The organism is Sorangium sp. So ce834 (genome assembly GCF_051521425.1).
GTDB lineage: Bacteria > Myxococcota_A > Polyangia > Polyangiales > Polyangiaceae > Sorangium > Sorangium cellulosum_D.
The window spans coordinates 8,237,166-8,258,145 of the sequence record NZ_CP150351.1 but is presented as its reverse complement, the minus strand read 5'-3'; the positions used below and the strand labels follow the sequence as shown (position 1 = coordinate 8,258,145).

The following is a 20,980-nucleotide window of genomic DNA, read 5'->3' as shown; positions in this document are numbered from 1 at the left end:
GCGCGCCGGCGGCTGCTAGGATGCGGCGCGTCCGGGCTCCGGGCGCTCCTCTCGAGGTCATCACATGGTCCTTTCGCGATTTGTGGGCTTCGTGCTCGCGGCGGTGGCGCTGGCGGGCTGCGGTGAGCCCGATCCCATCATCGAGACCCATTACGGTCCTTACGAGGGGGACGCCTATCCGGATCGGCGCCCGAAGATCACGGTTCCGGAGGGGGGCATGGGCGTGGTGAGCGACAGCCGCTCCGACACGCTCTCCCTCATCTCGCTCGCGACGGGGGAGCGGTTCGGCGTTTACCCCGTGGGCCGCGATCCGGTGACGATCGACGGGCCTCACCATGTCGCCGTGGACGCTCCGGGAAACGCGGTCTATGTCGCGCTGTCGTACCCTGTCCTCGCCGGCACGATCGGCCCCCACGCGACCCACGGATCGAGCGCGATGGCCGGCTATGTCCAGAAGCTCGCGCTCGACGACATGCGCGTCCTCGGGCAGGTGCGCGTCGAGCCCAACCCGGGCGACATCGTGATCTCCGAGGATGGCGGCCGCGTGGTCGTCTCTCATTACGATCTCAAGCGCGCGATCGACAACCCCCACGACATCGAGGCGGCGCGCTCGTCCATCGCCGTGATCGATCCCGACGAGATCTCACGCTCGGGCTCGGCCCAGCCGGTGCTCATCCCGACCTGCATCACCGCGCACGGGATCGCCCTCTCGCGCCCGGACGGCGCACGCGCCTACGTCGCCTGCGAGGGCGAGGACGTCCTCGCGGTCGTCGACCTGACCGACCCCGGCGCCGAGGTGAAACGCGTGCCCGTGGGGCCGCTCCCTGCCGAGTGGGACTCGTCCTACGCCCCCTATGCCGCGGTCATGTCCCCGGATCAGAAGACCATCGCCGTGAGCAACACCAAGAGCCGGGATGTGCGCTTCTTCGACGTCGCGTCGGAGTCGTTCAGGGAGCCCCAGTCCATCTTGACGCTGATCGGCGCGCCGTACTTCGTCGCGTGGACCCCCGACGGGAGCCGCCTCTACGTGCCGACCCAGACGCCCGACGCGATCGCGCTCATCGACGTGGCGAACGGCAACGCCGAGCTCGCCTACCGCGATCTCACCGGGGTCTGCGAGAAGCCGCACGTCGTGGATTACGACGGGGGAGACGGGCTCTTCCTCGTCTGCGAGGGCGATCAGACCGAGACCCCCGGCCGGGTGCTCCGGCTCGATCCCGAGACGCTGGAGACGCGCAGCGACGCCGAGGTGGGCCTCTTTCCCGACGCGTTCGCGCGCGTCGCGGCGGAGGCGCCGTGAGGCCGCGCTCCCTCGCCCTCGCCGCGCTCGCCTTCGCGGCGCTCGCCTGCGGCTGCGCGGGCGATCCGGAGACGAAGATCGTCGACGCGACGGCCGTGGAGCACGGCGCGGCGCTCTTCCGGGACCCCTCGATCGCGGAGACGCGCTTCAATCGTTATTCATGCTCGACGTGCCATGAAGCGATCGCCGGCGAGGCGGGGGACGCCATGCTCCCCGGCGCCCCGCTCGCCGGCGCCGTGGATCGCCCGCATTACTGGGGTGGCCAGGAGGTCGATCTCCTCGGCGCGATCAACCATTGCCTCTATTACTTCATGACCAAGGACCTGCCCTGGGCCGCGGACGACCCCGCTGCGCGGGCCATGTACGCCTACCTGGAATCGCTCCCCAGCGACGGCGACGCGGCCGAGGCCGTCCCGTTCACGCCGGTCTACGGGCTGAGGGAGCCGCCGCCCGGCGATCCGGGGAAGGGCGCGCTCATCCACGATCGCGCCTGCGCCTCGTGCCACGGGCGCGCTCGTTCGGGGGAAGGGCGGCTCGTCGAGCGGGCGCCGGCGCTGCCCGATCAGACCCTCGAGGAGCACCCGCTCGGCGAGTACACCGAGCGCGAGCGGCGGCTGGTCTTCGTCGAGAAGGTCCGCCACGGCGGCTTCATCGGCTACGGCGGGCAGATGCCGCCCTTCTCGCTCGAGGTCCTCTCCGACGAGCAGTTCGGCGATCTCCTCTCGTTCTACGCGCTGCCCTGACGCCGCCCGTGAAGCGCGCCGAGAAAGCCGAGAGGATCGCCGAGATCCTCGATCGATTGTACCCGCAGCCGGCCATTCCGCTGGTCCACGAGGACCCGTATTCGCTGCTCGTCGCGGTGATGCTCAGCGCGCAGACCACGGACAAGATGGTAAACGCGGTGATGCCGGCGCTCCTCGCGCGCGCCCGGACGCCCGCCGAGATGGCGGCCGTGCCGACCGAGGAGATCGCCGAGCTCATCCGGAGGATCGGGTTCGCGCCCACGAAGGCGAGGCACCTGAAGGCGCTGAGCGAGCGGATCGCGGCCGAGCACGGCGGCGTCGTCCCCGCCTCGTTCGAGGCCCTGGAGGCCCTGCCGGGGGTCGGTCACAAGACCGCCTCGGTGGTCATGGCGCAGGCCTTCGGTCACCCCGCCTTCCCGGTCGACACCCACATTCACCGGCTCGCGTCTCGCTGGGGGCTGTCCTCCGGAAAGAACGTCGTCGAGACGGAGCGCGACCTCAAGCGCACGTTCCCGCCCGAGCGGTGGAACAAGCTCCACCTGCAGATCATCTACTTCGGCCGCGAGCACTGCCCGGCGCTGCGCCACGATATGTCCGGCTGCCCGATCTGCAGCTGGGCCGCGCGCCGGCGTTGAGGCGGCGCGCTCGCCGCTCGGTCGTCGGCGTCGGCGCCGGTCGGCCCGGCTCAGCGGCGAACCCAGCGCGCCCAGGGAGGCGACAGGCTATCCGGAGCGCCAGCGGCCGTCAAGCAGGGCGCACCGCTCCCGCGGCGGCCTGAATGCGGCTGCGGGGGCGTGCGGCGCGCCGCGTCGCGCCGTCGGGTTTCGGGCGCGGCCGCGTGCGGTTCCCGGTCGCCGCGGGCGTGCGGTTCGAGTAAGGCAGCTCTGTGGCAAAGATGGGATTTGAGATCATCGGGACGGGGCACTACGTGCCCGGCGAACCTGTCACCAACGACGACCTCGCGCGGGTGATCACGACCTCCGACGAGTGGATTTACCAGCGCTCTGGCATCCGCCAGCGACATTATGCGCCGGACGGAGTCGGCGTGAGCGATCTGGCGTGCGAGGCGGCGAAGCGCGCCATCGAGTCCGCGCGCATTTCACCGTCGGAGATTGATTACATCCTCTTTGCCACGATGACGCCGGACTACATATTTCCCGGCTCCGGGGCGCTGCTCGGCGCGAAGCTGGGCATCCCCGGCGTCCCTGCGCTCGATATCCGGCAGCAGTGCGCCGCGATGCTGTTCGGCCTCCAGACGATCGACGGGCTCATCCAGACCGGGGCCGCCAAGACCATCCTGTTCGTGGGCGCCGAGGCGCACGCCGGCTTCATGCCCTGGGAGGACTGGGGAGCGCTCGACCCGAAGAACGGCCGTTCCGCCACGCCGGAGGCGCGGGCGCGCGCCGACCGCCACCGGAACCTCGCGGTCCTGTTCGGGGACGGGTCGGGCGCGCTCGTCCTTCGCGCGACCGACCGCGACGCGGGCCTGCGCGGCAACAAGATCTGTTCCGACGGGCGCTTCGCCGAGCTCCTCTACGTCCCCGGGGGCGGCTTCCGCGCGCGGCCGTACTGGAAGCAGAGCTCGTTCGAGGACGACGCCCACATCCCTCGCATGGACGGCCGCGAGCTCTTCAAGTTCGCGGTGACGAAGCTCCCGGCGACCGCGCGGGAGCTCTGCGCCTCGCAGGGCGTCTCGATCGAGCAGATCGACGTGTTCCTGGCGCACCAGGCGAACGGCCGCATCAACGAGCACATCCGCAAGGACCTCGGCGTGCCGGTCGAGAAGCTCCCGAGCAACATCGACCGATTCGGCAACACGAGCGGGGCCACCGTGCCCATCCTCATCGACGAGGAGATGCGCGCCGGCAGGGTGAAGAAGGGGCAGCTCGCCATGGTGCTCGCGCTCGGGACCGGCGTCCATTGGGGCTGCGCGCTCTGGAAGCTCTGAGCTGAGCGGCTGTACATAAATCGCCGGCCCGGCGCCCTGCTGGGCCTGGCATCGTTCTCGCTTCGCCTGCGGGCCGGCGGCGGGGGGCGCCGGTCTGAACCGTCAGATCCCGCCGGATCCTCTGGATCCAGCGCGCCTCGGCCGCCTGAGCAGGGAAGGAGCGCGGCGGGGGTGCACAGCGCGAATCAGCTGGTGCGGTCCGTGTACGACCGGATCGCGGAGCGGTACGACGACCGATGGGGGCGCCACATGAGGGAGCCTCAGGATCGGCTCACGGCGGGGCTCGCGCTCGTTCCTGGCGCGCGGTGCGCCGACCTCGGGTGCGGCACGGGGATCGAGACCGTGGAGATGCTCCGGCGGGTCGCGCCCGGCGAGGTCGTGGGCGTCGACTGCTCCGAGGAGATGCTCCGGGCCGCCCGGGCCCGCGCCCGGGCCGCCGGGCTCGCGCTCTCGACGAGGCGCGCCGAGGCCGAGCTCTTCATCCGCCGCGCGGAGGCGTCGAGCTTCGATGTCGTCACGCTGCGCTTCTGTCTTGCCTACCTGGACTGGCGGTCAGCGCTGCCGTGCCTCGGGCGGATGGTCCGGCCCGGCGGTCGCGCGGGGATCCTGACGAACCTCTCGAGCAGCACCCCGCAGGCCTATGCGGTCTATTGCCGGATGATCGACGAGCTCAACCTGGGACGGGTGGCGCTGCCGGTCCCGGACAGCCCCGGGCAGGTCAGCGAGGCGCTCCAGCGCGGCGGGCTCCGCACCGTGGAGGCGTGGACCCACCGGTTCCGGCTGTGGTTCGGCTCCGGGGCGCAGGTGGCGAGCTGGCTGCAGGAGAGCGGGTTCGTGACCCACGCCGCCCTGCGGGAGTTCCCTCCGGAGGTGCTGCAGCCGCTCTGCGACGAGTTCGCGGCCCGCCTGGAGGCCTACCGGGAGCCCGACGGCATCCCGCTCGACTTCGAGCTCGCCGGCGTCATCGCGGTCCGGCGATAGCGCCGTTGCGCGGCCGGGGCGCCGGGCGCACTGTCGCGCTCGGCGCGCGGACCTTGTCGGATTTTCGACCGAGCGCGCCGTGGCGCGTTGCACACGGCGTTGTCTTTGTTACGTTTGAATCACCGCCTGCGGCGATCCCCGCGTCGGCAGCGCGGTCCACCTGGCGCCGTCGCCGGCAGGAAAGCCACGTTCACGGCTCGGCTGCACCGGCTCCCCTCCGGCGAGCGTCCGTCGAAAGAAGCGCGAAGGGGCCGTAAAAGCGGCCAACGAGCAGCCATCGAACGCGGAGCGGGGAACCGGGAACGAGCAGCGAACAAGCGGCGATCGCGGCGGCCGCGCGGCGATCGAGCAGTGCGCGGGTGCGCGGAGCACGCGTGAGCGCATGTGCTCGGATGTCGTCTTGCATCTCTCTCGACCACACGGCTCCAGGTTTTTCACTTCACCGGGCCCGCTGCGTCTGTTGCTCCGATGACGAAAACGCAAACTCTTCGTATTGACTTGGACGCACAATTAATGAATTTTGCATACTGAGGTGGGTGTGATCGGAGAACAGGGAGCGTCGATCCTCAGAGACACGCCGACCCAGCTTGGGCTCGGCCGATATCGTCCGATTGCGAAGCTCGGCCGCGGGGGGATGGCGGACGTCTTCCTCGCCATGGCTCACGGGCCGGCCTCCGTGAACAAGCTGGTCGTCGTCAAGCGCCTCCGCAGCTTCGCGGACGAGGAGGATCGCCAGGTCCTCATGTTCATGGACGAGGCCAAGCTCTCGGCGCGCATGAACCACCCGAACGTCGTCCAGACCTACGAGGTCGGCAGCGACCAGGAAGGGTACTTCATCGTCATGGAGTACCTGGAGGGCCAGCCGCTCAAGCGCGTCATGAAGGCGGCCATGGATCGGGCGTCCGGCACCGGCGGGCTGGTGCGCGGCACGTGGATCCGGATCGTCGCCGATGTGCTGCGCGGCCTTCATTACGCGCACGAGCTCTGCGATTTCGATGGCAAGCCGCTCGGGATCGTGCATCGCGACGTCTCCCCGCACAACATCTTCATCACGTACGACGGCGCGGTGAAGCTCGTCGATTTCGGCGTGGCCAAGGCCGCCGTCAACTCCTCCAACACGGAGAGCGGGACCTTCAAGGGCAAGCTCACCTATATGGCGCCCGAGCAGGTCACGGCGGGCAAGACGGTGGATCGCCGGGCGGACATCTTCGCGGTGGGCGTCGTGTTCTGGGAGCTCCTCGCCGGGCGGCGGCTGTTCGAGGGCGATCAGATCACCGTGATGCATCAGCTCCTCTTGGGGAAGATTCCGCGCCTCTCGACCGTCGTGCCGGGGATCCCGATCGCGCTCGACCAGATCGCCGCGAAGGCCCTTGAGCGCGACCCGTCGAAGCGCTTCGCGACGGCGCAGGAGATGTGCGACGTGCTCGAGAGCTACCTGCAGTGGTCGGGCGAGGACGTGCGTGGGGAGTTCCTCGGCGCCTGCATGCGGGGCATCTTCGCGGAGAGCAGGGCCAGCATCCGCCAGCAGATCAAGGCGCAGATCGAGCGGGTGACGAGCTCGATGATGATGAGCGATGGCTCGGGCCAGGTGACGCTGAGCGGAATCGGCCTCTCGGCGGGTCCGTCGAGCTCTCGCTCGGGCGGCAGGCTCCCCTACGTCGGCGAGCCCAGCAACTCGGGTATGGAGCGGGGCTCGGGTATGGAGCGGGGCTCGGGTCTGGAGCGAGGCTCGGGTATGGAGCGGGGCTCGGGCATCGAGCGAGGCTCGGGCGTCGAGCGGCCCAGGACCCCGGTGAGCGACTCGGTCAGCCTGCGCGCGACGACGACGGTGCCCTCGTCGCCCTCGAGGCGCGGCTACCTGCTCGGAGCGTCCGGGCTCGCCGTGCTGGCCGCGGTGGCCGGGGGCGCGCTGCTCGTCGCGAGCAAGCGCGCGCCCGCGGTCGAGCCTCCGGTGGCCGCCGCCGCTGCGCGCGGCGCGGAGGCCGTGGAGGCCGTCGAGAAGAAGCCGGACGAGGCCCCCAAGGTGAGCGTGGTGATCGCGAGCGACCCGCCCGACGCCACGGTGAGCTGGAAGGGGAACACGCTCGGCAAGACGCCGCTCAAGACCGAGCTGCCCGTGGGCACGCAGGTCGTGGTGGTGTCCCGGTCCGGCAGCTTCGACGAGACGATCATGCTGACGCTCACCCCGAACGAGTCGGTCGAGCGCTCCGTCAAGCTGCGGCCCACGAACTGAACGGTCGAGTCCAGGCGGCGTCCACGGCCGAGAGCACCCGTGGGGCGAAGACGGGGAGGGCGTCGCCGAACCAAGGAGAAGAGAGAAGAGAAAAGGAACCACAAAGGCACAGAGGGCGCAGAGGGAGGAGAGAGAAAGGCTATTTCTCTCTCCTCTGTGCCCTCTATGCCTCTATGGTTCGAATTCTTCCCCCTCGGCGTGCCCGGCGCTCATGGCAGCTGGAGCGACGAGGTCACGGCGATGATCCGTAGTGGATCTGGGAGATCACCTTGGTGACGCCCTTGGCTTCCATGGCCTCCTTCACCGCCTCGGTCGCCTCCTTCACGCTGGCGACCTTGCCTTGCAGCGTGACCACCCCGTTGTGCACCGTCACGCTCAGCTTCTTCACCGTTTCGTGGTCGCTGTCCGCGAGCTTGCCGCCCACCGCGTTGCGGAGCGCCTCATCGGCCTGCCGCTCGCCCGAGCCCTTCGACTCCTTGGTGGCGACGACCGAGCCGTCGCGGTTGAAGCTGACCTGGTAATCGTTGTCCTTCGCCTCCTGCGTCCACGTGTCGCGCGTGCTCGCGACGGCGCCTCCAGCCTGACCCTTGTCTCTGGCACCGCCGGTATGGCCTTGCGTCTCGCGGCCTTGCGTCTGCCCCTTCGCCTCGCGGCCCTGCGTCTCTCGACCTTGCGTCTGGCCCTGCGCTTCTCGGCCCTGCGTCTGCCCCTGCGCCTCTCGGCCCTGCGTCTGCCCGTGCGCCTCTCGGCCCTGCGTCTGGCCCTGCGCCTCTCGGCCCTGCGTCTCTCGACCTTGCGTCTGGCCCTGCGCTTCTCGGCCCTGCGTCTGGCCCTGCGCTTCTCGACCTTGCATCTGGCCCTGCGCCTCTCGGCCCTGCGGCGCGCCCTGGTCTCTGGGCGCCGGCGTCGGCGCCGCCTGCTCGTGCGTGCCCGGGCCCCGGTCGCCCTTCAGCGCGCCGGTCTGCTCGCCGACCCGGTTCATCTGCTCGTTGGCCTCGCGGCCCACCTCGCGCCCTTGCTCGGCCAGCTGCTCGGCCTTCTCGCCCACGCGCTCGGCCTGCTCGCGCGCCTCCCGGCCGAGCTCCTGGCCCTCCCGGGCGAGCTGCTCGGCCTTGTTGCCCACGCGTTCGGCCTGCTCGCGCGACTCCTGGCCGGGCTTCTGGTGCTGGCCTTCAGGCGGAGCGTTCCTGTCGCCCGTGCTCCGGTCCCCCGGCTCGCGGACCGCTCCCTCCGCTCTCTCGCTCTCGCTCCTGCAGGCGGTGCCGACGAGGGCGAGCGCAAGGACGGTTGCGCCGGAGAACCAGCGCATTCTGCTCATCGTGCAGCGATAGCTCATGGTGCCTCTCCGGCCGCACACCCAGGCAGGCGCCGTGCCATGAACGCGGTCGATCCCGGCCGCTCGGGAACAACCGCGCGGCGCGCGTGTCGGGACCGCCATGCCGAGACCTTCCCTGGCCACCGCAGAGCGGCGGCGCCGGACGCTGGACGAGCGCTCCGGCCCGACCCATCGTAGGCTCGAGATCGTGAGCGCGGCGCCGCCGGAACCCGTCCTGCCAGACGCCTCGCCCGGTCAGCGCGCCGCGCCCGACCTCCTCTCCCACCGGCCGGCGCTCCGGGTCGACGCGCGGGCCGTCAAGGAGTCGCTGGCGTTCGCCTTCGCGGGCGGCGCGCCCGCGGGGGCGCTCGACCGGCACGTCGAGTCGGCGTCGCTGCCCGCGTCGACCTGGGACCCGGCCCGCTTCGCGCAGCACGTCTTCCTGCAGGAGCTCATCGTGGGCTGCCTGCACTTCACGACCGAGGGGCGCACGCGCATCCCGAGCCCAGCGCTGCTCGGCCGCGCCCTCTCCCAGCCGCCGAGCGACCGCGACACGGTCGAGCTCCGGCGCGAGATCTTCCGGGAGCTCACCGGCTCGGAGGCGCTGCGCCGCGACCTCGCGCGCGCCTACGCGGCGCTGCGCCGCTGGGTGAGCCAGCTGGAGACGATCTCCATCTCCCGCCGGGAGGGCAGCCGCCGCCGGCTGGACATCCTCGTCGCCGCGAAGGAGGCGTTCGACGCGCTCGCCGACGGGTTCGCGGGCGCCCGCTCCGGCCTCGCGCGGCTCCCGGCGTTCGGCGCGGCCGTGCGCGAGACCGAGGCGTACCGCCGCCTCGCGGACCTGCTCGCGTACGACGAGGGGCTCGCGACGCTCGAGGTCCGGATCCGCGTCGGCGCCGACGGCCACGTCCGCGATCTCCGCGCCCTGTCGATCCGCGAGAACAGCGAGAACCGCTTCTATCAGTCGCCGATCGGGCGCGTGGTCACGAAGCTCGTGATGCTGTGGCGCGGATATCGATTCAGCGACGACGAGGTGCTCGCCCGCTACGTCAACGGCGTGTTCGACGGCATCGAGGACGATCTCGTCGCGCTCGTCCAGCTGCTCGGAGATCTCGAGTTCTACCTCGCCGGCCTCGCGCTGCGCGAGCGCGCCCGCGCGGCCGGGCTCGCCGTCTGCCTGCCCGAGCTCGCCTGGCCCACCGGCGCGCGCGACGAGGCCCCCGGGCGCGCGCTCAGGGGGCTCTTCAACCCGCTCCTGCTCGCGACCTCGGCGAGCATCGTCGCGTGCGACATCGCGACCGAGCACCACGACGCCACCGTCATCGTGACCGGGCCGAACTCGGGGGGAAAGACGCGGCTGCTCGAGGCGCTCTCGCTCGCCCAGATGCTCGGTCAGGCGGGCTTCTTCGTGCCGGCCGCGGAGGCCCGCCTGTCGCCGTGCCACGGGCTCTTCGTGTCGCTGATCGAGCAGGCGCAGGCCGACCAGAGCGAGGGCCGCCTCGGGATGGAGCTCCTGCGCATCCGGTCGCTCTTCGAGGCGATGCAGGTCGGCGACATGGTGGTGCTCGACGAGCTCTGCTCAGGCACGAACCCGTCGGAGGGCGAGGAGATCTTCCAGCTCGTGATCTCGCTCCTCGCGGAGCTCCGCCCCCAGGCCTTCATCACGACGCACTTCCTGGAGCTCGCGGCGCGGCTCGAGCGGGAGCGGCCCGTCGATCGGCTCGTGTTCCTGCAGGTCGAGCTCGACGCGCAGCAGTGGCCGACGTACCAGTTCGTGGACGGGGTCGCCCGGACGTCGCTCGCGCATCGGACCGCGGCGCGGCTCGGCGTCACGCGCGAGGAGCTCGTCGCGCTCGTCGAGCGGAGCAAGCGCGCGCACCGCCGCCGCGGGGTCGAGCCCGCCTGAGCGCGCGCGGTCCGGTGGAAAGGCGCGCTCGCCGGGGGCGGAAAAATCTGGTTGTATGCGCCGCCATGGAATATCGACCTCTTGGCAGAACGGGTCTCCGCATCTCCTCGGTGAGCTTCGGCGCCTGGGCGATCGGGGGCACCTGGGGCGACGTCGACGACAAGGAGTCGCTCGCGGCGCTGCACCGAGCCGTCGATCGCGGCGTGAACTTCTTCGACACCGCGGACGTGTACGGCGACGGCCGGAGCGAGCGGCTGCTCGCGCGCCTGCGGCGGGAGCGGCGCGAGGAGATCGTCATCGCGACGAAGGCGGGCCGGCGGCTGAGCCCGCACACGGCGGACAGCTACAACGAGGGGAACTTCACGGCGTTCGTCGAGCGCAGCCTGAAGAACCTCGAGACGGACGCGCTCGATCTCGTCCAGCTGCACTGCCCGCCGACGGACGTCTACTATCGGCCCGAGGTGTTCGACACCCTCGATCGGCTGGTGAAGGCGGGCAAGATCCGCTTCTACGGGGTCAGCGTCGAGCGGGTGGAAGAGGCGCTCAAGGCGATCGACTATCCCGGCGTCCAGTCGGTGCAGATCATCTACAACGTGCTCCGGCAGCGCCCGGCCGACCTCTTCTTCCCCGAGGCGAAGCGCCGTCAGGTCGGGATCCTGGCGCGGCTGCCGCTCTCCTCGGGGCTGCTCACCGGCAAGATGAGCGCCGCGACGACGTTCGCGGCCGACGATCACCGCAACTTCAACCGCGAGGGCGCCGCGTTCGACAAGGGCGAGACGTTCTCTGGGGTCGACTTCAACCTCGGCCTCGAGGTGGTCGAGGAGCTCCGCCCGCTCGTGCCCGCCGGCGTGAGCATGGGCGCGTGGACGATGCGGTGGATCCTCATGCAGGACGCGGTGACGTGCGTGATCCCCGGGGCGAAGCGGCCCGATCAGGTCGACCAGAACGCGAGCGCGGCGGACCTGCCCGCCCTACCGCCGGAGACGATGGCGAAGATCCGCGAGATCTACGATCGCCGGCTGCGGGCCGCGGTTCACCACCGCTGGTAGGCCCTCGGCGAGGAGCGCCGCGGCCGACGGCGCCGCGGCGCGGCTCCGCCCGCTGGCCGTGCGGCCCGTGTCGGCCGGGAGATCGGGGGCAGGTCAGAGGATGCGCGGCAGGAGCCACCCGGCGAAGGAGACCAGGGCGGCCGTGCCGAAGAGCGGGCCGAGGCCCCGGATCTCGAAGTCGTCGATGAGCTTGTCCGTCGCCCAGAGCAGCACGGAGTTCACGACGAGGCCGAAGAAGAGGTAGGCCAGGCCGAGCGTGAGGATGGCGGCGGGCAGGAGCGCCACGGCGACCAGGAACTTCACCAGCCATCCGAGGAGGAGGTTCAGCAGCGTGAACACGGCGGCGACGACGAGCGCCGTCTGGGTCCTGCGAATCCGCACGCCGGGCATGAGCTTCGCGCCGATGAGGACCGCGATGCCCGCGGCGAGCGCCTGGATGATGAGCGTCTTCATGACCACCTCCCTGGGCCGGCACCGCTCGCGGCGGGCCGGCGTTCGCCCGTTCTTGGTGACCCAGGTGTGGACCGAGCGCAACCCCGCCCGGTACAGGAGGGGGGCTCGCCCGGACTTCTTCAGGTGAGCAGCTCCGGGTGAGCAGCTCCGGGTGAGCAGCCGGGCAGCTCCGGCGGCCAGGCGGCGCGCGCCCGCGCAGCGCGCGGCGAAGGGCGAGGAAGCGCGCCTCCTCGCCCGGTCACTCCTTCGGCTTGTCGCCGCCGAGCAGCTCGCCGATGGCGGGGGCGCCGCCCGGGCCGAGGGCCTGGGTGCTCTCGATGAGGTGGATCAAGAGCTGGCGATTGTCCGTCACCGAGAGGTTCTGGAGCTCGAGCGCGCCGATGCGGTCCTCCGGGGTGAAATAGGCCTCTTCGACCTTCTCCATCGAGAGCTTGTGCGGCGCATACGCCATGTAATCGGCGCGCGTGTTCAGGATGCTGTAGTCGTCGCCGCGGCGCAGCTCGAGCGTCACCTCGCCGGTCACGCCGGGCGCGATCCAGCGCGAGAGCGCGTCCTTCAGCATCATGGCCTCGGGGTCGTACCACTTGCCCTCGTAGAGCAGGCGCCCGAGGCGACGGCCCTGGGTGAAGTACACGTCCAGGGTGTTCTCGTTGTGGATGGCGGACAGGAGCCGCTCGTAGACGGCGTGGAGCAGGGCCATGCCCGGCGCCTCGTAGATGCCGCGGCTCTTCGCGTCGATCACCCGGTTCTCGATCTGATCGCTCATGCCGAGCCCGTGGCGCCCGCCGATCCGGTTGCACTCGACGAACAGCTCGAACAGCGAGCCGTAGCGCTTGCCGTTGATCGTCGTCGGGACGCCGCGCTCGAACCCGAGCGTGACCGTCTCGGCCTCGATGGCGACCTCCGGCCGGAAGGAGGCGACGCCCATGATGGGCTGGACGATCTTGATCCCGGTGTTCAGGTGCTCGAGATCCTTCGCCTCGTGCGTCGCGCCGAGCACGTTTGCGTCGGTGCTGTACGCCTTCTCCGTCCCCATGCGGTAGGGCAGGCCGTGGCGCTCGAGGTACTCGCTCATCTCCTTGCGCCCGCCGAGCTCTCCCACGAACTTCGGGTCGAGCCAGGGCTTGTAGATCTTGAGCGAGGGGTCGACGAAGATGCCGTAGCGATAGAACCGCTGGATGTCGTTGCCCTTGTGCGTGCTGCCGTCGCCGAAGACGTGGACGTCGTCGTCGCGCATGGCGCGCACGATCGCGGTCGTGGTCACCGCGCGGCCGAGCGGCGTGGTGTTGAAGTATTTCTTGCCGCCCGTCGAGAGGTGGAAGGCGCCGCACTGGATGGCCAGGATGCCCTCGCGGACGAGCGCGTCGCGACAGTCCACCAGCTTGGCGGAGACGGCGCCGTGCTGCAGGGCGATCGGCGGGATGTCGCCGGGGGAGTCCTCGTCCGGCTGCGCCAGGTCGGCGGTGTACGCGTGCACCTTGAGCCCGTTGCGCGAGAGCCACGCCACCGCGCACCGCGTGTCGAGCCCGCCCGAGAACGCGATGCCGAGGTGGGTGCCGGCCGGGGGAAGTGAACGGAAGATCCTACTCATGGCAGCGCAGCATAGTCGCAACGCGCGCGGGCGCGCGAGCGGAGATCGTGGGGCGGCGGCGCGCTCGGCCGCTGCCGGGCGGCGCGCCGTCGGCGGCCGAGCGCGCCGCCCGGGAGGCCGCGCCGAGCGGCCCGACGCCCTCTGGAACCGGGGAGAGCTCGGGCGGCGAGGTACTAGGATGGTGGGCGCCGCGTCACGCGAGCCCTTCTCTTCTCCGATGAGGTACACGCCCATGCCGAAGCTTTCGTACGTCGAGATCGCCCGGATCGAGGAGCGCCGGCTGGCGCTCGGCACCTCCTCCGTGGTCGCCTGCGCCGAGCCCATCGCGGGCGGGTGGATGGCCTTCGATGGAGACGGCTCCTGGGGCAACTTCGCCGCGGGGCTCGGGCTCGATGGGCCCGTCTCCGACGAGGACCTCGATCGCCTCGTGGCGTTCTACGCGGCGCGGGGCATGGAGCCGCAGATCCAGGTCTGCCCCTTCGCGCACGAGTCGCTGGTGCGCGGCCTCGCCGAGCGCGGGTTCGTGCTGCGCGAGTTCGAGAACGTGCTCGCGCGCGAGCTCGCGCCGGACGAGGATCTCCGCGCGCTGGTGCCGCACGACGGCCCCGCGGGGCTCGAGATCGTGCGCGTCGATCCGCGCGACGAGGCGCAGGTCCGGGCGTTCATCGAGGTGTCGACGAGCGGTTTCAGGGCCGAGGACGAGCCGATCACGCCGGCGCTCTTCGAGATCACCCGCCGTGTCGTCGCGCAGCCCGGCTGCGACTCGTACCTGGCGCTCGTGAACGGCGAGCCCGCCGGCGGCGGCAGCGTGGAGATCGCCGGCGACGGCGCCGCGCTCTTCGGCGCCTCGGTGCTCCCCCGGTTCCGCGAGCGCGGCATTCAGCAGCTGCTCATCGTCCGCCGCCTGGAGCGGGTGCGCGAGCGGGGTCGCCTTCTGGCGTGCATCAGCGCGAGCCCGGGTATCCCCACGGAGCGCAACGCCCTGCGGCTCGGGTTCTTCATGGCCTACAGCAAGGGTGTTTTTGTGCAACGAGGGGGGAGCTCGCGATTGCCGACCTGAGCTTTCCGTGGCGCCGCAAGACTGTCCTCGCGGCTCGCCGATTTTGCAGGTGTGCAGCGCTGCAATTGCAGAAGCGCAACGATCGCCCCGGACAACCCTGCGAAATGCCCGACTACGACGGAATCACGCCATGGCACGCTCGGTGCTCTAAGGCATCCCAGCGTCGCTGGCGTGGCCTTTCCCCCCCCCGAGGCCCCGGCGGCGCTTTTTCATTTTGTGGTTTGAGTCGGTTCAGCAGAACCGCGAGAGGGAGTGCGCCGCGCGGCTCACTCCCTCTCGCGGGGCGGGCGATCCGGGATCCCCAGCCGCCGCCTTACCGCTTTACCGCTTCAACCTCGCGCCCCCGACGCAGCTCGGCCACCGCGTTGCGCACGAGCCGCAGCCCCACGTTGTCGTCCTGCGAGAGGATCGACTCGGGGTGGAACTGCACCGCGGCCATCGGCAGCTCCGCGTGCTCGATCGCCATCACGACCCCGTCCTCGGTCTCCGCCGTGATCTTCAGGGAGGAGGGGAGCGCGTCGCGCAGCGCGTGGAGCGAATGGTAGCGCCCCGCGTGGAACTCGCGCGGGAGCCCCTCGAAGATGCGCCCGCCCAGCACGCGCACCTTCGAGGCCTTGCCGTGCATCGGGTAGTCGAGCACGCCGAGCTTGCCGCCGAAGTGCTCGACCATCCCCTGCAGGCCCAGGCAGACGCCGAACACGGGCAGCCGCCGCTCGAGCAGCGCCGAGAGCGTCCCCGAGAGGTTGAAATCGCTCGGCGTTCCAGGGCCCGGCGAGAGCACCACCAGATCGGGCGCGTAGGCGTCGAGCTCCTCGTGCGGGAAGCCGGCGCGCAGCGTCATCACCTCGGCGCCCGTCTGCCGGAGGTAGTTGGCCAGCGTGTGCACGAACGAGTCCTGGTGATCGACGAGCAGCACCTTGAGGCCGCCCCCCGGCACCGGGTTGATCACCGCCGGCGCCGTCGCGGGCACCCCGCGCGGCCTCCGGATCGCGTCGATGAGCGCCGACGCCTTCACGTGGGTCTCGCGCTCCTCCTCGTCGGGATCCGAGTCGTAGAGCAGCGTCGCGCCCGCCCGGATCTGCGCCACGCCGTCCTTGATCCGGATCGTGCGCAGCGTCAGCCCCGTGTTCATGCTGCCGTCGAAGCCGATGAGCCCGACCGCGGCCCCGTACCACGCGCGCGGGGAGCGCTCGTGATCCTCGATGAACTGCATGGCCCAGGCCTTCGGCGCCCCCGTGACCGTGACCGCCCACGTGTGCGCCAGGAACGCGTCGAGCCCGTCGAACCCGTCGCGCAGCCGCCCCTCGACGTGATCGACCGTGTGGATCAGCCGCGAGTACATCTCGATCTGCCGGCGGCCGATCACGCGCACGCTCCCCGGCACGCAGATGCGGGACTTGTCGTTGCGATCGACGTCCGTGCACATCGTGAGCTCCGACTCGTCCTTCGCGGACGCGAGCAGGCGCGCGATCTGCGCCGCGTCGGCGATCGGGTCGCTGCCGCGCGGGATGGTGCCCGAGATGGGGCACGTCTCGACGCGGTTGCCCTCGACGCGGACGTACATCTCCGGCGAGGCGCCGACCAGGTACTCGGCCTCGCCGAGGTTCATCAAGAAGCCGTAGGGCGCCGGGTTGCGCTCGCGCAGGCGGTAAAACAGCTCGGTGGGCGCGGCCGGGCACGGCTCGTAGAACGTCTGGCCGGGGACCACCTCGAAGAGATCGCCCCGCTTGAACGACTCCCGCGCGACCCGCACCAGCGCGGCGTACTCGCCCGGCGCGTACTCGTTCGGCGGCGCGCTGTGCGCGCCCACGTAGGGCCGCGTCGCGCCGTCGCGCGGCAGCCCCTCGGTCGAGCGATCGCCGAACTTGAGCTCGTAGCGCGTGCGCGTCGCCCGCTCGCGGCGGTGGTCGACGGCGACGATCTCGTCGGGGAGGTAGAGGACGAGATCCCGCTGATCCGCCGGGCGCTCGAGGCGGAGCCGGATGGGCTCGAACTGGAAGGCGAGATCGTACGCGAACGCGCCGTAGAGCCCGAAGAGCGGATCGCCCGGGACCCCGAAGAGCTCGATCATCCGCCGCAGCACCGAGAAGATGGACGGCTGCCGGCTGCGCAGCTCCTCCGGCACCCGCTCGCCCGCCGGCCGGACCGCGCCGACCACCTCGTCCGCGCGGCGCTCGACGGCCTCGATGGGGTCGTAGCCCCGGAGGGACTCCTCGATGGCCGGCAGGAGCACGCGCCCGCGCTCGTTCAGCGCGGTGAACCGGAAGTCCCGGCCGCGGGAGACGAGCACGAGCGGGGGATCGATGAAGCCGATGTCCCAGCGCGTGTACCGGCCCGGAACCTCGTAGCTCGACGCCAGGATCACGCCGAGGTGGCTGTCGAGCGCCTCGACGATCGGCTGGATCGCGCCGTCGACGGCGAGGTCCTCGACTTCCCGTCGGACGGCGACGCCCCTCCGCGTAATGTTGCTCTCTCGTTTCACGACCACGTCTCCTTCTACGCGGCGAGTATACGCGGTGCGGCATGGACGCCGCACCCGCTTCTTCGCCGCGCGCACGGGTTCGTCGGGTACGTCATCCGCGTGCCGCGTGCGCGCACGGCGCGGGGGCTCGGCCGGCGTCCGCGACGCGCTCCGCGAGGTAGACGGCGCGGAGCAGGGGGAAGCTCTTGACGAGGACCTCCTCGTACTCCGCCTCCGGGCTCGACTCCGCGACCACCGCGCCGCCGCTGCCGAAGCTGACCCCCTCGGCGTCGGCGACGAGGGTCCGGATGGCGATGTTCATGTCCATCGGGCCCTCGTAGGCGAGGTACCCGATCGAGCCCGTGTACACGCCCCGCGCGCGCCGCTCCAGGGCGTCGATGATCGCGATCGTCCGGTGCTTCGGCGCCCCGGTGATCGAGCCGCCCGGGAAGCACGCCTCGAGCGCGTCGAGGGCGCCGCGGCCCTCGCGCAGCGCGCCCGTGACCACCGAGGAGAGCTGGAGCAGGGTCGCGTGCTCCGTGATCCGCAGGAGCTCCTCGACCTCGATCGAGCCCATGGCGCAGACCCGGCTGAGGTCGTTGCGGACCAGGTCGATGATCATGAGGAGCTCGGAGCGGTCCTTGTCGCTTGTCGCGAGATCGCGCCGCAGGGCCAGCGTCTCCTCCTCGGTGGCGCCCTTCGGCCGGGTCCCCTTGATCGGCTCGCTGCGCGCGCGCCGCGCCCGGTCCACCGAGAGGAACCGCTCCGGCGAGGACGACAGCACCGCGCCGTCCGGCAGCCGGAGGTAGGCCGAGAACGGCGCGGGGTTCGTGCGGCGCAGGACGCGGTAGAGGGCGAGCGGGTCCACCGAGGTCCGCACGCGGAATTCGTTCGTGAGGCACACCTCGTACGTCTCGCCCTCGCGGATCTCGCCGAGGATCGCCTCGACGGCGTCGAGGTGCTCCCTGCGCGAGAGGCGCGGCGCGTGCGCGACGCGATCGGCGAAGCCCTCCGGGACGGGCGGCATGGCGAGCTCCGGGAGGGCCGGGAGGCCCTGGAGGCGCGCCGCGATCTCGTCGAGCCATGCTTCCGGCGAGGGCGGCGGAGGCTCGTCCGCGACGATCGCGCACGCGTACACCGCGCGCTCGACGTGATCGAAGGCGAGGAGCCGCCGCGCGATCATCATCGCGCTGTCCGGGAGCGCGCGGCGCGGGTGGGCGGACGCGCCAAAGCCGAGGTGCTCCTTGAGCTCGTAGCCGAGGTAGCCCACGAGGCCGCCGGTGAAGTGGAAGGGCAGGCCGCTCGGCTCGAGCGACACGGACGCGAGCTCCCGCCGGAGCGCCGCGAACGGGCTCCCCTCGGACATGGCCGGGGTGAGGAGCCCCCCGGGGCCGCCGGCGCTCCACCGCGTCACGGCGGCGCCGTGGCTCTCGATGGCCTCGGTCGCGCTCCCCATGAACGAGAAGCGCCCGTCTCGGCCGGGCGCGCTCGAGTCGAGCCAGAACGCGTACGGCGCCGCGGCGAAGAGCCCGGCGAAGGCCCGCTCGGGGTCGACCCAGGGGAGCCGGAGGTGCCGCACGCGGCCGCGCTCCCGCGCGCCCCCCAGCGCGGAAGGCGCGCGCGCGCCCGCGCCCGGCGCCCTCCGGCCGCGGGCTGCCTCCATGGCGATGTCTCGGAAATTGCTGAGGATCTTCTTGCCGTGCTCGGTGCCGATCGACTCGGGGTGGAACTGCACGCCGTAGAGCGGACGACCCTTGATCTTGAGGGCCATGATGAGCCCGTCGCCGCGCGTCCGGGCGGTCACCTCGATCTCGGGCGGGAGCGCGTCGTCGCCGACGATCAACGAGTGGTAGCGCACCACCTTGAACGGGCTGGGCACGCCCTCGAACAGCCCGGTGCCGTCGTGCTCGACCTCCGAGACCTTGCCGTGCATGACGCGCGGCGCGTGCTGGACGCGCCCGCCGAAGCGCGCCGCGAGCCCCTGGTGGCCGAGGCAGACGCCGAGGATCGGCGTGTCGGCGAGCGCCTCGATCACATCCATGCAGACGCCGAAATCGGCCCGCCGCTCGGGGCGGCCGGGGCCGGGCGAGAGGACGATGCCGTCCACCTCCAGGTCCCTGATCTCGGCGAGCGAGAGGCTGTCGTTCCTGACGACGATCGGCTTCTCGCCGTTCACCTCCCAGAGGTACTGCCCGAGGATGTGGGTGTACGAGTCGTAGTTGTCGATGAGGAGTGTCTTCACGGCGAAGCTCCCCTCCGGGCCCGCGCGGCGGCTGCAAGCGCGGCCCGGCCGGCGCGGCGGCGCTCGGCGCGGGTGAGGCGCCCGGGCGGCGGCCCTGGCGTCAAGGGCGGATGATGGCGGCGAGCATGGCCTGGAGCTTGAGCTGCGTCTCGACCAGCTCGGCCTCCGGGCTCGATCCGGCGACGACCCCGACGCCCGCGACCATGCGGGCGCGCGCGCCGTCGACGGTCGCGCTCCGGATGCCGATGAACCAGTCGCCGTCGCCGCGGGCGTCGACCCAGCCCACGAGCCCCGCGTAGAGCCCGCGCCGGATGCCCTCGTGCGCGCTGAGCCAGGCCTCCGCCGCGTCGCGCGGGGTGCCGCACACGGCGGGCGTCGGGTGCAGCCGCGCGGCGAGCGTGAGCGCGTCCGGCGCCGTCTCCTTGAGGTGGCCGTGGATCGGGGTGCCGAGGTGCATCACGTTGCGGAGGCTCAGGATCGACGGCTCGCTCGGGACGTCGAGCGACGCGCACTCCGGCGCGAGCGCCGCGGCCACGGCCTCCACCACGAAGCGGTGCTCGCGCTGGTCCTTGGCCGACTTCCGGAGGACCTCGGAGAACCGGCGATCGGCGTCGACGTCGGCCGAGACCGCGTACGTGCCGGCGAGCGGGTGCGAGGAGACGGCGCGGCCGCGCCGCGAGAGCAGGAGCTCCGGGCTCGCGCCGAGGAAGCCGTCGACGTGGAAGATCGCGCACGAGGGGTAGAGCGCGGTGAGGCGGCGCAGGACCTCCTCGACGACGATGGGCCGGTTCGCCTCGACGTCGACCGCGCGCGCCACCACGACCTTGGAGAGGTCCCCGTGCTGGATGTCGGCCACCGCGCGCGCGATGCGCCCGCACCACTCTTCGTGCGGGAGCGCCGATTTGAGCGTGAAGCTGTCGGGCGAGCGCCGGTGGCTCTCGGTCCGCTCCAGGTGCGGCGGGGGCGCGGCGCCCTCGCCGACGGTGGTGACCCACGCGGTCCCGTCGGGCGCCACGCCGACGACCTGGGCCGGCACGACGAGCGCCGCCGGCTCGGTCCGGTCGAACGGCAGGGCGCCGAGCGCCACCGGGCCGCAGCCGGGGCGACCCACGGCGTCGGAGGCGGCGATCGACGAGAGCGCCTCCTGGATCCACGCGACGCCGCCCTCGATGCCGTGCGGCAGCTCCAGGCGGGCGGCGACCCCGTGGGCGATCAGCTGCGCGCTGGGGTGCATCCAGACGCGCGCGCCGTCTCCCGCGAGCGACGAGATGCCGCCGGGCATCCTCGCGAGCGTGTCAGCGTCGAGCCGGACGGTGCGGGCGACGAGCCGTGCCGAGAGGCGGGGGGCATCGGCCGGAGAGGAGAGCGTGAGGGGGGTCATGCACAGCGGTGCGCAGGTCGGTTCGGGCTCGTCCTGCCCGGCAGGACCAGCCTGGAACCGGCAGGCCGAGAGCCCGCGGCTCCATGCCGGATCGCGAGCGCCGGCCGCGCAGCATCGGCTCTACCGCCTCCGGAAGGGCTCCGCAAGCGCAAAGCAGCCCACGCCGAGGGGGCGAGGGCGCGGCGTTCGGCCGCTGAAATGGGGCTTTCGGACGCGCGCCCCGCTTCGCGCAAACGATGCGCGCTCGCCTCGCGAGGCGCTGCGCACCTCGCCTCGCGTCTCATCTCCGACTGTCGCGCTCGCCAAACGCCTTGTCG

The 20,980-nt window shown here is 71.6% G+C and carries 16 protein-coding genes; 10 read left to right on the top strand and 6 right to left on the bottom strand.

What is annotated here, in order from left to right:
* The first annotated feature begins 64 nt into the window (after window positions 1–64).
* The 6 genes from WMF20_RS29985 to WMF20_RS29960 all read left to right on the top strand — a co-directional run bounded on the left by WMF20_RS29985 (window position 65) and on the right by WMF20_RS29960 (window position 7,205).
* Window positions 65–1,300 (top strand): YncE family protein, encoded by a 1,236-nt coding sequence (locus WMF20_RS29985; RefSeq protein WP_437605313.1) that lies wholly within the window; start codon window positions 65–67, stop codon window positions 1,298–1,300.
* Window positions 1,297–2,043: a c-type cytochrome gene (locus tag WMF20_RS29980; protein ID WP_437605312.1), complete on the top strand. Its 747-nt coding sequence runs from the start codon at window positions 1,297–1,299 to the stop codon at window positions 2,041–2,043. The genes WMF20_RS29985 and WMF20_RS29980 overlap by 4 nt, the downstream gene beginning before the upstream one ends.
* Window positions 2,044–2,051: 8 nt before the next feature.
* Entirely contained in the window at window positions 2,052–2,678 is a 627-nt protein-coding gene (locus tag WMF20_RS29975; RefSeq protein WP_437605311.1) for an endonuclease III domain-containing protein, read from the top strand.
* Between the two features lie 260 nt (window positions 2,679–2,938).
* The gene (locus WMF20_RS29970; RefSeq protein WP_129577636.1) at window positions 2,939–3,991 is read left to right on the top strand and encodes a 3-oxoacyl-ACP synthase III family protein; all 1,053 of its coding nucleotides are present in this window, start codon (window positions 2,939–2,941) and stop codon (window positions 3,989–3,991) included.
* Between the two features lie 171 nt (window positions 3,992–4,162).
* Complete coding sequence (locus WMF20_RS29965) at window positions 4,163–4,972, top strand: class I SAM-dependent methyltransferase (RefSeq protein WP_437605310.1); 810 nt, start codon at window positions 4,163–4,165, stop codon at window positions 4,970–4,972.
* A 532-nt stretch (window positions 4,973–5,504) separates the two neighbouring features.
* Complete coding sequence (locus WMF20_RS29960; RefSeq protein WP_437605309.1) at window positions 5,505–7,205, top strand: protein kinase domain-containing protein; 1,701 nt, start codon at window positions 5,505–5,507, stop codon at window positions 7,203–7,205.
* Window positions 7,206–7,437: 232 nt separating this feature from the next.
* Here the strand turns inward: WMF20_RS29960 and WMF20_RS29955 are convergent, their stop codons facing one another.
* Window positions 7,438–8,514: a BON domain-containing protein gene (locus WMF20_RS29955; protein ID WP_437605308.1), complete on the bottom strand. Its 1,077-nt coding sequence runs from the start codon at window positions 8,512–8,514 to the stop codon at window positions 7,438–7,440.
* Window positions 8,515–8,641: 127 nt separating this feature from the next.
* Here WMF20_RS29955 and WMF20_RS29950 point away from each other — a divergent pair, with 127 nt between their 5' ends.
* On the top strand, window positions 8,642–10,426 hold the full coding sequence (locus WMF20_RS29950; RefSeq protein WP_437605307.1) for a MutS-related protein: 1,785 nt from the start codon (window positions 8,642–8,644) through the stop codon (window positions 10,424–10,426).
* Window positions 10,427–10,491: 65 nt separating this feature from the next.
* Window positions 10,492–11,475: an aldo/keto reductase gene (locus tag WMF20_RS29945; protein WP_437605306.1), complete on the top strand. Its 984-nt coding sequence runs from the start codon at window positions 10,492–10,494 to the stop codon at window positions 11,473–11,475.
* Between the two features lie 93 nt (window positions 11,476–11,568).
* Here WMF20_RS29945 and WMF20_RS29940 read toward each other — a convergent pair whose 3' ends face one another.
* Entirely contained in the window at window positions 11,569–11,928 is a 360-nt protein-coding gene (locus WMF20_RS29940; protein WP_129581701.1) for a phage holin family protein, read from the bottom strand.
* Here WMF20_RS29940 and WMF20_RS29935 point away from each other — a divergent pair.
* On the top strand, window positions 11,927–12,055 hold the full coding sequence (locus WMF20_RS29935) for a hypothetical protein (protein WP_437605305.1): 129 nt from the start codon (window positions 11,927–11,929) through the stop codon (window positions 12,053–12,055). The genes WMF20_RS29940 and WMF20_RS29935 overlap by 2 nt on opposite strands.
* A 111-nt stretch (window positions 12,056–12,166) precedes the next feature.
* On the opposite strand, the gene argG is transcribed toward WMF20_RS29935, so the two are convergent.
* A complete protein-coding gene (gene argG / locus WMF20_RS29930; protein ID WP_129577632.1) occupies window positions 12,167–13,519 on the bottom strand; it encodes an argininosuccinate synthase in 1,353 nt (450 codons plus the stop codon).
* Window positions 13,520–13,751: 232 nt separating this feature from the next.
* Between argG and WMF20_RS29925 the strand changes: the two genes are divergently transcribed.
* Window positions 13,752–14,579 carry a GNAT family N-acetyltransferase gene (locus WMF20_RS29925; protein WP_437605304.1) on the top strand — a complete coding sequence of 276 codons (828 nt, stop codon included), beginning with the start codon at window positions 13,752–13,754 and terminating at the stop codon, window positions 14,577–14,579.
* A gap of 313 nt (window positions 14,580–14,892) precedes the next feature.
* Here WMF20_RS29925 and WMF20_RS29920 read toward each other — a convergent pair whose 3' ends face one another.
* The 3 genes from WMF20_RS29920 to WMF20_RS29910 form a co-directional block, all read right to left on the bottom strand.
* The gene (locus tag WMF20_RS29920; RefSeq protein ID WP_437605303.1) at window positions 14,893–17,067 is read right to left on the bottom strand and encodes an anthranilate synthase component I; all 2,175 of its coding nucleotides are present in this window, start codon (window positions 17,065–17,067) and stop codon (window positions 14,893–14,895) included.
* A gap of 85 nt (window positions 17,068–17,152) precedes the next feature.
* The gene (pabB, locus tag WMF20_RS29915) at window positions 17,153–19,282 is read right to left on the bottom strand and encodes an aminodeoxychorismate synthase component I (protein WP_437605302.1); all 2,130 of its coding nucleotides are present in this window, start codon (window positions 19,280–19,282) and stop codon (window positions 17,153–17,155) included.
* 100 nt (window positions 19,283–19,382) lie between these two features.
* A complete protein-coding gene (locus WMF20_RS29910; RefSeq protein ID WP_437605301.1) occupies window positions 19,383–20,663 on the bottom strand; it encodes an isochorismate synthase in 1,281 nt (426 codons plus the stop codon).
* Between the last annotated feature and the right edge of the window lie 317 nt (window positions 20,664–20,980).